Annotated in this window: 8 protein-coding genes; 2 read left to right on the forward strand and 6 right to left on the reverse strand. The window is 58.8% G+C overall.

Annotated features, from left to right (window positions below):
• The 3 genes from alaS to recA form a co-directional block, all read right to left on the reverse strand.
• Complete coding sequence (gene alaS / locus EK369_RS02570) at positions 1-2658, reverse strand: alanine--tRNA ligase (RefSeq protein WP_127112108.1); 2658 nt, start codon at positions 2656-2658, stop codon at positions 1-3.
• 99 nt (positions 2659-2757) lie between these two features.
• Positions 2758-3315, reverse strand: coding sequence for an MOSC domain-containing protein (locus EK369_RS02575; protein WP_127112109.1), 558 nt, complete (start codon positions 3313-3315; stop codon positions 2758-2760).
• Positions 3312-4394 (reverse strand): recombinase RecA, encoded by a 1083-nt coding sequence (gene recA / locus EK369_RS02580; protein ID WP_127112110.1) that lies wholly within the window; start codon positions 4392-4394, stop codon positions 3312-3314. The genes EK369_RS02575 and recA overlap by 4 nt, the downstream gene beginning before the upstream one ends.
• A gap of 193 nt (positions 4395-4587) precedes the next feature.
• On the opposite strand from recA, the gene EK369_RS02585 reads away from it, so the two are divergent.
• Positions 4588-5184, forward strand: coding sequence for a sulfotransferase family 2 domain-containing protein (locus EK369_RS02585; protein WP_127112111.1), 597 nt, complete (start codon positions 4588-4590; stop codon positions 5182-5184).
• Here EK369_RS02585 and EK369_RS02590 read toward each other — a convergent pair.
• From EK369_RS02590 to guaB, 3 genes are all read right to left on the reverse strand, one after another.
• Entirely contained in the window at positions 5181-7370 is a 2190-nt protein-coding gene (locus EK369_RS02590; RefSeq protein WP_235871321.1) for a hybrid sensor histidine kinase/response regulator, read from the reverse strand. The two genes, EK369_RS02585 and EK369_RS02590, sit on opposite strands and share 4 nt — an antisense overlap.
• A gap of 203 nt (positions 7371-7573) precedes the next feature.
• The gene (locus EK369_RS02595; protein ID WP_127112113.1) at positions 7574-8734 is read right to left on the reverse strand and encodes an RsmB/NOP family class I SAM-dependent RNA methyltransferase; all 1161 of its coding nucleotides are present in this window, start codon (positions 8732-8734) and stop codon (positions 7574-7576) included.
• Positions 8731-10182, reverse strand: coding sequence for an IMP dehydrogenase (gene guaB / locus EK369_RS02600; protein WP_127112114.1), 1452 nt, complete (start codon positions 10180-10182; stop codon positions 8731-8733). The genes EK369_RS02595 and guaB overlap by 4 nt, the downstream gene beginning before the upstream one ends.
• A gap of 250 nt (positions 10183-10432) precedes the next feature.
• On the opposite strand from guaB, the gene EK369_RS02605 reads away from it, so the two are divergent.
• Positions 10433-12484, forward strand: coding sequence for an ASKHA domain-containing protein (locus tag EK369_RS02605; RefSeq protein ID WP_206198013.1), 2052 nt, complete (start codon positions 10433-10435; stop codon positions 12482-12484).
• Positions 12485-12519 lie beyond the last annotated feature (35 nt).

A 12519-nucleotide genomic window follows, 5' to 3' on the forward strand; every position in this document is an offset into this window, starting at 1 on the left:
TTATCCTCCAATCACGGCTTCGGCGGCGGCAATCGCTGCATCCGCATTGTTCACATCCTTGGCACCACCCTGGGCCATGTCAGGGCGACCGCCGCCGCCCTTGCCACCCAAAGCTTCCACTGCGGCGCGCACGAGGTCAACCGCTGAAACGGCCCCGGTCAGATCCGGTGTCACGCCCGCCGCCACAGCGACCTTGTCGCCTGCGTCAGCAATCAACAGCACGGCCCCGCTTTCCATGCGCGCCTTGTGTTCATCGATCAGCGGTGGCAGATCGCGCCCAGTCACGCCCGAAATCACCTGCGCAAAGAACTTGATACCTGAGATCTGCTTGTCCTCGGGTGCGCCGGCCTGCCCCGCACCACCAGCCATCGCCAATTCGCGGCGCAACTGTGCCACTTCATTCTGTAGCGATTTGCGTTCATCCATCAGAGCCTTCAATCGATCCAGCACATCCACTGGCTGCGCCTTAAGAGCGCCTGCGACCTCGGCCATGCGGCCAGCCTCGCGTTCGAGGTGAGCAAAGGCCGCCTCACCGGTCAACGCTTCGATCCGGCGCACACCGGCGGACGAGGCTGAATCTCCCAGGATGACACAAAGACCGATATCTCCGGTCTGTTTCACATGGGTGCCGCCGCAAAGCTCGAGTGAATAGGTGTTTCCATCCAGGCCCTTGCCGGTATCCGCACGCCCCATCGAGACCACACGGACCTCATCGCCATACTTCTCGCCAAACAGCGCCTGTGCGCCGATTTCACGCGCGTCGTCCGGCGTCATGATCCGGGTTTCAACAGCCGTGTTCTGACGAATAAAGGCGTTCACATCGGTTCCAACCTTATGCAATTCGTCAGCCGACAGCGCCTTGGCATGGCTAAAGTCGAACCGCAGGCGGTCTTCGGCATTCAGCGACCCTCGTTGGGCCACATGATCGCCCAGGGTTTCGCGCAGCGCCTCGTGCAACAGGTGCGTCGCCGAGTGATTGGCGCGGATCGCCGTGCGCCGCGCATGGTCAACCTCAAGAACTGCGCCCGTACCAACGCCAATCTCGCCCTGGGTGACATCGGCCATATGAATGAACACGCCCGCTGCCTTCTTGGTGTCCGTTACCCGCGCAACGCCACCTTCGACGCGAATTTCGCCCGTGTCACCAACCTGTCCGCCGCTTTCGGCATAGAAGGGCGACTGGTTCAAAATGATCTGTACACTGTTTCCGGCGGCAACCTTTTCGACCTCTCCACCATCCTTGACCAATGCCAGTATCTGCCCCTCGGCAGTTTCCGTGTCATAGCCCAGGAAATCCGTTGTGCCCTTGTGTTCGGCAATGTCGAACCAAATCGTGCTGTCAGCGGCTTCACCGGATCCCGCCCAGGCCGCGCGCGCCTTGGCCTTTTGCTCGGCCATCGCGGCATCAAAGCCCTCTGTGTCCACCTCACGACCCTTCTCGCGCAGCGCATCCTGCGTCAGGTCAAGCGGGAAGCCATAGGTGTCATAGAGTTTGAAAGCAGCCGCGCCCGCCAAGGGCACACCCTCGTCCAGGCCGGACAGCTCATCGTCCAGCAGTTTTAGGCCGCGATCCAACGTCTGTTTAAACCGGGTCTCTTCCAGCTTCAGGGTTTCTTCAATCAACGCCTGTGCCTGCCCCAGCTCGGGGTATGCCGCGCCCATCTGACCAAGCAGCGAGGGCACCAGCTGGTACATCACAGGATCCTTGGCACCCAGCAAATGCGCATGACGCATGGCGCGGCGCATGATGCGACGCAGCACATAGCCACGCCCATCGTTCGATGGCATCACCCCATCCGCAATCAGGAACGACGTGGACCGCAGGTGGTCGGCAATCACGCGGTGGTGCACGTTCTTGTCGCCATAGGGGTCCGTCGATGTGACATTGGCCGAGGCCTCGATCAGCGATTTGAACAGATCGGTGTCATAGTTGTCGTGGCTGCCCTGCAGCAACGCGCCGATCCGCTCCAGCCCCATTCCGGTGTCAATCGACTGCATGTCCAATGCGCGCATTGACCCATCTTCGAATTGCTCATTCTGCATGAAGACGATGTTCCAGATCTCGATGAACCGGTCTCCGTCCTCTTCCGGACTACCCGGAGGGCCGCCCCAGATGTGATCGCCGTGATCATAGAAAATCTCTGTGCAGGGTCCGCAAGGCCCCGTCGGCCCCATCTGCCAAAAGTTGTCCGAGGTCGCGATGCGGATGATGCGATCCTCTGGAACGCCAATTTTTTTCCAGATGTCGTAAGCTTCGTCATCTGTGTGATAGACGGTTGTGTAAAGCTTCTTGGGATCGATCCCGAACTCTTTGGTAATCAGGTTCCAGGCAAAAGGAATGGCATCCTCTTTGAAGTAATCACCAAAGGAAAAGTTGCCGAGCATTTCAAAGAACGTGTGGTGGCGCGCCGTGTATCCCACGTTGTCGAGATCGTTGTGCTTGCCACCGGCACGCACGCATTTCTGGCTGGTTGTCGCCCGCTGATAGTCGCGGTGTTCAACCCCGGTGAACAGGTTCTTGAACTGCACCATGCCCGAATTCACGAACATCAGAGTCGGGTCATTACGTGGCACCAGGGGTGACGAGGCCACGACCTCGTGCCCCTGCTTGGCGAAATATTTCAGAAAGGTCGACCGAATGTCGTTCAGGCTGGGCATGAGATGGGTCTCTCGCGGCTGGAAATACTCGTTTCAACGGGGTTTATAACCCCTGCCCGCCCCTGTCCACATGTCAAAGCGCGGGCGCGCCAACTGGACCTAAATCTGGTCTGTTTTTCTCAACGTGTCTCCGGTGCGAATGACGCCGTCCTTTTCAATGCTGCACAAGACACCGCGCAATCTGAGTTCGGGATGCCCCGGGGCCGTGATCCAATCCTTGGCGTCCCTGCCATAGCGCGCCTTCCATTTGACGCAGCCTTCGTTGAAAACATCCGAGACCCGCAAAACTGTGCTGCCAACGCGCAGCAATTGCCCAACCGGCAGGTTGGCTTCTGACATATCCATGTCGGCAATGAATGTATCACCCGGATGCACCGTGTTTTCGCGATCCCGCCAAACCAGATCCAACACCCGTTTTTGCAAGATACTGACCTGAATGCCGGGATGTGGCTTGCCGTCATCGTCCAGCAGCCACGGCTGGCTTTCCCATCGCTCCCCCGGAATACCCCGGTCCCGCGTCAATGTGATTTCATCGACGAATTGCCGTTGATTCCGCTCAGGGCGCAGGCACAACATGGAAATGGCCGCCCCATCGCTGGGAGCGGCCATCACATCGGACAGGGCCCGATCCAATACGTCACGCGTGACGTGTGTCATGCATCATCTTCCATCAAGACATCATTGTCGTCTTCGCCGGGCGGCATGTCGAACTCCAGACCATGCGCCGCGCGAATCTTGTCTTCGATCTCATAGGCCACTTTTTTGTTTTCTCGCAGGAAGGTCTTGGCATTTTCGCGCCCCTGACCGATGCGTTCATCGCCGTATGAGAACCACGAACCGGATTTCGCGACGACACCCGCAGCCACACCCAGATCCAGCAACTCGCCATTTTTCGAGATGCCTTCGCCATACATGATGTCAAATTCCACCTGCTTAAAGGGCGGGGCGACCTTGTTCTTGACCACTTTGACGCGCGTGGCGTTGCCGACCACTTCGTCCCGGTCCTTGATCGCCCCGATGCGGCGAATATCCAGACGCACAGAACTGTAGAATTTCAACGCGTTACCGCCGGTTGTGGTCTCGGGGCTGCCGAACATCACACCGATCTTCATGCGAATCTGGTTGATAAAGATCACCATGCAATTCGAGCGCGCAATTGATCCGGTCAGTTTACGCATCGCCTGACTCATCAGGCGGGCCTGAACGCCGACACTCGAATCGCCCATGTCGCCTTCTAGTTCGGACTTGGGCGTCAGTGCCGCCACCGAGTCGACCACAACCATATTCACCGCGCCCGAACGCACCAGCGTATCGGTGATTTCCAACGCCTGCTCACCGGTATCCGGCTGCGAGATCAGCAATTCATCCAGATCGACGCCAAGCTTCTTGGCGTAGAGCGGGTCCAACGCGTGTTCCGCATCAACAAAGGCGCAAACACCGCCCTTTTTTTGCTCTTCGGCCACGCAATGCAGCGTCAGGGTGGTCTTGCCCGAGCTTTCCGGCCCGTAAATCTCGATAATCCGACCCTTGGGAAGCCCTCCGATTCCCAGTGCGATGTCCAGGCCAAGCGACCCGGTCGACGTCGACTCGATCTCCTGGGCCGGGTTGTCCGCGCCAAGCTTCATGATCGACCCCTTACCGAACTGTCGCTCGATCTGGGCCAGGGCGCTGTCCAGCGCCTTTTGTTTGTCTGCTGATTTCTTACTGCTCATTTCAAAAAGCTCTGCCGTTGCCATGGGGTTGCTCCCTTATTCCATACGCCGCACGTGGCGGCAATGATGTCGGTGTTCTCGACTTGTTCTCACATCTTATGAGATCAAAAGGAGAACATTTCAATAGAATTTTCTCGAAACCACTTTTTCGCGGAACGGTTAAAGAGTAGTTTATGAATAAGAAAAATAACCAAGATCGAATATTTGAGGCTGGCAAATGCTTGTTTTCTGGAAAGAAAAGCTTGTTCTTCTTTCGGTGCCCAAGACCGGAACAACCGCTTTGGAAAAGGCACTCGCCCCTTCGGCGGATATGGTGATCTCCAATCCGCCCGAATTAAAACACGCACCGGTCTATCGCTATAACCGGTTTTTCCGCCCGATGTTCGAGAAGGCCTGCAAAGAAGACAACATGGAAACTGTCGCGGTGATGCGTGAACCCATCAGTTGGCTGGGCAGTTGGTACAGGTACCGGCGGCGGGATGCTATGAAGGGCCAGCCCAAATCCACCCACGACCTGACGTTTGACGCGTTTGTCGACGCCTACAGCCAGGGCAACCGCCCGCCCTATGCCAACGTTGGAAGCCAGGCCAAGTTTCTGGAGCCACGCCCAAACGGCACCTCGGTCACGCATCTTTTTCGCTATGAGGATCAGCCGCGCCTGTTGAGTTTTCTCGAGGAACGGTTGAATACAACGCTTTCCCTCAGCCGTGAGAACGTGTCACCTGAGATGGCGTTGACCCTTTCCCCACGGATGGAAACAAAGCTGCGCAGAAAGTGCGCAGAAGAGTTCACGCTTTACGACAGCATTCCCTAAGGCGCGTCGAACTGCAGTTGAACTATGCGCGTTAAATCCTTGAGAGAAAAAGGTTTTGGCAGAAATGCCGATCCGTCAATACGTGCCTTTTTGTCGGAAAAACTGTCCTCGGCATAGCCGGACATGAACACCACCCGGGTGTTGGGACGGGACTCGCGTGCACGCGTAACCCAGGCCGGACCGTCCAATCCCGGCATAACCACATCGCTGACAAACAGATCCACATGCAGGTTTTGATCATCAAGAACATCCAACGCTTCTTCGCCTGAGCCTGCTTCCAGCACCGTGAACCCATTCAGCCGCAAAGCCCGAGAAGCAAAGCTGCGCACAGGGGCCTCATCTTCGACCAAAAGCACCACGCCACCTCTTTGCTTTTCAACGCTCGGCTCGGTGGGTTTGGGTTTCTTAGGGACGGGCTGTTCATACAGCTCGTGCGCCGGAAACAGTAGGGTAAAGGTGGTTCCTTCGCTCTCGATACTGTCGACAAAGATATAGCCACCGGTTTGCTTGACGATGCCATAGGCTGTCGACAGGCCCAGCCCTGTCCCCTCACCCGTGCGTTTGGTGGTGTAAAAGGGTTCAAACACTTTTTGAAGTTTGTCGGGGGGAATCCCGGTGCCCTGATCCGTTACCTTGACTCCGACGTAGCGACCCTCGGGAACCGTCGCACGGTCCCTTTCAAGCGGGTGATCCAGAACAATGCTCTCTGTGCGAATCGAAATCTCTCCGCCGTCGGGCATGGCGTCGCGGGCATTCACGACCAGATTCATCAACACCTGCTCTAGCTGCCGTTTGTCAGCGCGGATCGAACGCAGCTTGGGGTCATGCATCAGGGTCAGCGTGATGCGTTCTCCGACCAACCGGTTCAACAAATGGGTCAGATCTGCCAAAGTATCGCGAAGGTCCAGCACTTCAGGCATGAGGTTCTGTTTGCGCGAAAACGCCAGAAGCTGCCCCACCAGCGCCGCAGCCCGGTTGGCATTTTCATTGATCTGTACGAGGTCCCCAAAATCCGGATCCCCCTGGCTGTGACGTAGCAGCAAGAGATCACAATGCCCGGTGATCGCGGTCAGCAAGTTGTTGAAATCATGCGCCACTCCGCCTGCCAACTGACCGATGGCCTGCATTTTCTGGCTTTGCACAAACTGTGCCTCGAGCGACTTCAATTCGGTTGCATCGCTCAGCACAGCGATCAGCGAGACGTCGTCGCCTTCTATCATCCTGTTAAGGCTGACCTGCACAAAAACCTCACGATCACTGCGTCGCAAAAGCAGGAATTCGGAGTGGTGCTCGCCATGGCCCGCGGCCGCCTCAGCCAGCCAGTCGGAAATCGAACGCCCCAACCCCTCCATCAGATCGCTCATGTTTGTGCGTGGACCGACATGCGTTTCCACAAGCGCACGAGCCGCCCGGTTGGCCATCAGCACGCGACCGTCCACACTCACTTTCAACAAGGGAACCGGCAGCTCGTCGAATTGGATGGCCCCCCCCTGCATCGCTGGCACGCTGGTCGGCAAAAGGTAAATCTCGCGCCGCCCGGCAGACAGCGGAAACTCGGCCACCAGACACTGGCGCACGCCATCCGAAGTCTCGATTGTGTTGATCTCTCCGGTGCGCGGACCAGTGGCCCCAAACACATCGCCAAGCCCGAGTTTGCGTGCCCCAAGAATGTCGCGTGCGGCAGCGTTCATGAACAGAATCGAATCCCGCTGACCGACTGTCAGCATCGGCAGCCGTGGAACCCCTGCGCCGGGGACAATTGTCTCTGCCGGTGCCTGTTTCTCAATCTGCCAATGAAAAAACGCATCCCCCAACAGCGCAACATGAAGCTTCAACCGTCCGGTGCGCCATATCAGCGTTTCACCCACTTGCCCCTGCTGGCGTGCGCGGTGCACCAGAGATCGCACAAAGCCTGTCGGGTCGGCCATCTCTTGGTCCAGCAGAGTGGTGACGTCGCGCCCTTCCATGTCGGTCCCGCGGTTTGAGCCCAGGATGCGGCCGACGTCATCAGTCAATAACTGGGTATTCGGACCGCGCGCAATCATCGCCCCCAGCGCTTGCGAAAGCGCCACAGACTCTCTGTGCTGCAATTGAGACCGCAGATAAAAGATCAGCGTGGATACAGCCAGAATACCGCCTGTCAGACCCAGACCAAATCGCAATTCAGCCCCTGCGACGGAAGCCATCGTGACAAAAAACATCGCCGACACGCACAGAAGCACCAAACTTTGCCACCCGCGCAAAGAATAGCCCCTCGCGGGGACATGCGCTGTTTCAAACGCCGAAAATGCCAACCGGGCCTCCTGCAACAACCTAAACCAAGATGAGATCAAAGGCTTAACAGCCGATTAATCATCATCTTTCTCTTATAGGTTGTATATCCTGCGGTCTAGCGCTGCGTCAAATGGGCAATGAAAAACCCATCACATCCTTGCTGCATGTACCAGCGCTGCATATGATTGCACTCAAACTCGCCATGATCCCGCAGGAAGCGTGCCACCTGATCTTCGTTCTCTTCCCGCAACTGAGAACAGGTTGCATAGATCAACGTACCATCTTGTTTTACATAAGAAACACAGCGCTCAAGTATGTCTGCCTGCACCTTGGTTAACGCACCAAGGTCCGATTCCGAAAACCGCCACTTGGCATCCGGAGAACGCCGCCAGGTACCGCTGCCGGAGCAAGGTACATCACAAAATACCAGGTCAAAGCCAGGTTCCCGCCTGAGTTGTTCTTTACTCAGAATATCGACTCGCACACCTGCTCGCTTGGCCCTTGCTGGCAAATCTCGCAGACGCTGCGGATTCGCATCATGGGCGACAAACTGTCCCTTCATGCGCGCAGCCATGGCCAGGACTTTACCGCCTCCGCCCGCACAGTAATCCAGAACACGCATGCCATCCCGTAGTGGCAGCCCGGCAATCGCGGCCTGACTCGAGGCATCCTGCACCTCAACCAACCCCTCGCGATATGCCTTGGTTTGCGCCACGCGCCGCGCTCCGTTCTGCACGACGATCGCCGTATCTGCAAGCGGGCTGCTTTCACACACCACACCCTCAGCTGCCAAAGCGGTCTGGGCTTGCTGTCGCGTACCTTTTCCAAGGTTTGCCCGCAAAAAGACCGGCGCGCGGTGCTGGATGGCAGTTGTTTCGGCGCCAAAGGCATCTCCCAGGGCCGCCTCCAGACGGGGCACGATCCACTCAGGCAGATCAACCTGATTGGGAAACGGGCGGGACAATGCCTCGGTTTCGATCTCGGACATCGCTTCAGGCCCATAGGGCAAATCCGCGAACAGCGCGTCCAGATCACCCCCATCCTGACGCAACAACCCCAGCATCAGAGCGCGCCCGTTTTCGTTAAGCCCAGTGGGCAAAACCGACCGCCTGCGCCGCAGCACATCAAAGACATGGTCACGCACGGCGGCCCGGTCCTTGGAGCCTGCAAACCGGGAGCGGCGCGCCCAAGCGGTCAGAACCTTCTCTGCAGGCAAGCCCCCAAGGACCTCTTGCAATAGCTCAATCGCTGTCTGGACGCGCGCCGCAGGTGTCATCCACCAATCCGGTAGTTCGGGCTTTCGCGGGTGATCTGCACGTCATGCACGTGGCTTTCCTTCAGACCCGCGCCGGTGATCTTCACAAACTGGCAATTCTGGCGCATCTCGGCCACCGTTCCATTGCCGGTGTACCCCATCGCCGCGCGCAAACCGCCGACCAGTTGGTGGATCACCGCACCTGCGCCACCCTTGTAGGGCACCTGACCCTCAATGCCTTCCGGCACCAGCTTGTCGCTTGCCGCGTCCTTTTGGAAGTACCGATCTGCCGAGCCCCGCGCCATCGCGCCAAGGCTGCCCATACCACGGTAGCTTTTAAAGCTACGACCTTGATAAAGAATGACTTCTCCGGGGCTTTCATCTGTGCCTGCGATCATTGACCCGACCATGGCACAGCTGGCACCGGCGGCAATCGCCTTGGCAAAATCGCCTGAAAACTTGATACCACCATCGGCAATCACCGGCGTCTCTCCGGCAGCCTTGGAGCAATCTCCGATCGCCGTCAACTGAGGTACGCCCACACCGGCCACCATGCGCGTGGTACAGATCGACCCCGGCCCGATGCCCACCTTCACCGCATCGGCCCCGGCATCGATCAACGCCTTGGTCGCCTCGGCGGTTGCCACATTGCCCGCGATAACCTGCACCGCGTTCGACTGCGCCTTGATCCGCTTCACCGCTTCGATCACGCCTTCCGAGTGACCGTGGGCTGTGTCGACCACAACAATGTCCACACCGGCGTCAATCAGCATCTCTGAACGGGCGAAACCGCTGTCTCCGACCGAAGATGCCGCCGCCACGCGCAGGCGGCCCAGATCGTCCTTGCAGGCCGTGGGGTTCAACACCGCCTGTTCCGTGTCCTTCAAGGTCAGCAGGCCCGTCAGCTTGCCCTCGCCATCGGTGACCAGCAGCTTCTCAATCCGCCGCGCCCGCATCATGCTCTTGGCTTCTTCCAGATCGGCAGGCTCATGCAGAATGGCCAGGTCATTGGTGGTCATGACCGCGCTCACCGGCATCTCATCCGAGGTGGCAAAGCGCATGTCGCGATTGGTCACGATGCCTTCGACACGGCCGGTCGCGTCAACCACCGGGAAGCCGGTGAAGTTGTAGCGCTCAACCAGCGCCTTGGCGTCGGCAATGGTCTGATCGCGGGTCAGTGTCACGGGGTTGTAGACAATGCCCGATTCAAACCGTTTCACACGCCGCACTTCACGCGACTGGGTTTCGGCATCCAGGTTCTTGTGGATCACCCCCATGCCGCCGGCCTGTGCCATGGCAATCGCCATACGGGCCTCGGTCACCGTGTCCATCGCGCTCGACAAAAGCGGGATGTTCATCGCGATCGATCGCGTCACAAAGGTGCGCGTATCCGCCGTTGTCGGCAGAACGCTGGACGCCGCGGGAACCAGCAAAACATCGTCAAAAGTGAGAGCCTCACGAATCTCCATCACACATCTCCTTGGGATGACCTCGTTTGGCGCTTCCCTATTGCATGCCCTGCCCGCTTGCGAAACCCCAATAATCGCCGCAGCCCTTCCCGGCCCGCCAATATGGCTTCGTATTGCCAAAAATACTCCCGCCGGAGGCCTCAAATCTGATGCACATGCCGCGCATTTACATTCCCATGCCGCTCCTTGCCTTTCACCGCGCGACGCGCCAGTTATGGTGAAACCCGCGAACAAGACGACAGGTAGCGAAATGAGCAGCGATCCCCTCGTGATCTTCACCCCTTCGGGCAAACGTGGCCACTTTCCGACGGGCACTCCGATTCTGACAGCGGCCCGGCAATTGGGCGTTGACCTTGACTCGGTCTGCGGCGGACGCGGTATCTGTTCCAAGTGTCAGATCACGCCATCCTACGGCGAATTCCCCAAACACGGTGTCACCGTCGAAGAGGGCGCGCTCAGCGACTGGAACGCAGTCGAACAGCGCTACAAGGACAAGCGTGGCCTGATTGATGGTCGCCGCCTTGGCTGTCAGGCCACGGTTCAGGGCGACATTGTGATTGACGTGCCGCCTGAGTCCCAGGTCCACCGCCAGGTCGTGCGCAAACGCGCCGAAGCCCGTGATATCACCATGAACCCCTCCACCCGCCTGTTCTACGTCGAGGTGGAAGAGCCCGACATGCACAAGCCTTCGGGCGACATGGAGCGCCTGATCGAGGCGCTGGACAAGCAATGGGACCTGAAGGACGTCAAAACCGACCTGCACATCCTGCAACAGATGCAACCCGTGCTGCGCAAAGGCGACTGGAAAGTCACCGTGGCCGTGCACCTTGGCGATGACGACCATCCGCCCAAGATCATGCATATCTGGCCCGGCTACTATGACGGCTCGGTCTATGGCCTCGCCGTTGACCTTGGCTCGACCACCATTGCCGCGCACCTCTGTGATCTGCAAACCGGCGAGGTTGTCGCCTCTTCCGGCATCATGAACCCGCAGATCCGCTTTGGCGAAGACCTGATGAGCCGTGTGTCCTACGCCATGATGAACAAGGGCGGCGATCAGGAGATGACCCGCGCCGTGCGCGAGGGCATGAATGCGCTCTTCACCCAGATCGCAGCCGAGGCCGAGATCGACAAGGCGCTGATCGTGGATGCGGTCTTTGTCTGCAACCCGGTGATGCACCACCTGTTCCTTGGCATCGACCCGTTTGAACTGGGTCAGGCACCTTTCGCACTCGCCACGTCAAACGCTCTGGCGCTGCGGGCCGTGGAACTCGATCTCAACATCCACCCGGCCGCCCGCGTCTACCTTTTACCCTGCATCGCAGGCCACGTGGGCGCCGATGCTGCCGCTGTGGCGCTGTCCGAGGCACCGGACAAGTCCGAAGACCTCGTGCTTGTCGTTGACGTGGGCACCAACGCGGAAATCCTTTTGGGCAACAAGGAAAAGGTCCTCGCCTGTTCCTCACCCACTGGCCCCGCCTTTGAAGGCGCGCAGATCACCAGCGGCCAGCGTGCAGCCCCCGGCGCGATCGAACGCGTTGAAATCGACCCTGTGACCAAGGAACCGCGCTTTCGCGTGATCGGCTCGGATATCTGGTCAAACGAAGACGGCTTTGACGTGGCAATCGCCACCACCGGCATCACCGGCATCTGCGGCTCGGGCATCATCGAGGCAATTGCCGAAATGCGTCTGGCGGGCATCCTTGACGCCTCGGGGCTGATCGGCTCGGCGGAACAGGTCGGCACCACCCGCTGTATTCTGGATGGTCGCACCAATTCCTATCTCTTGTGGGATGGCTCTGCCGATGGCGGCCCCACGATCACTGTGACCAACCCCGATATCCGGGCGATCCAGATGGCCAAGGCCGCGCTCTACTCGGGTGCGCGCCTGTTGATGGACAAGCTCGGAGTCGACACCGTCGACCGCGTGGTGCTCGCCGGGGCCTTTGGGGCGCATATCTCGGCCAAACACGCCATGGTACTGGGCATGATCCCTGACTGCGAGCTCGACAAGGTCACGTCAGCTGGCAACGCTGCAGGCACAGGCGCGCGCATCGCTCTTTTGAACACCAAGGCGCGCGCAGAAATTGAAGAGACAGTGCGCCAGATCGAAAAGATCGAAACCGCGGTCGAGCCGCGTTTCCAAGAGCATTTCGTCAATGCCTCCGCCATCCCGAACTCGGTCGAACCTTTCCCGATCCTCGCCACCGTGGTCGAGCTGCCGCAGGTGAATTTCAACACCGGCGGCGGTGACAGTGCGGGCGAGGACGGCGGACGCCGTCGACGCAGACGCCGGGGATAACATCACCTGCCTTGACACCCTGACCACAGACTCTG

Source organism: Shimia sediminis, assembly GCF_003990645.1.
Taxonomy (GTDB): domain Bacteria; phylum Pseudomonadota; class Alphaproteobacteria; order Rhodobacterales; family Rhodobacteraceae; genus Shimia; species Shimia sediminis.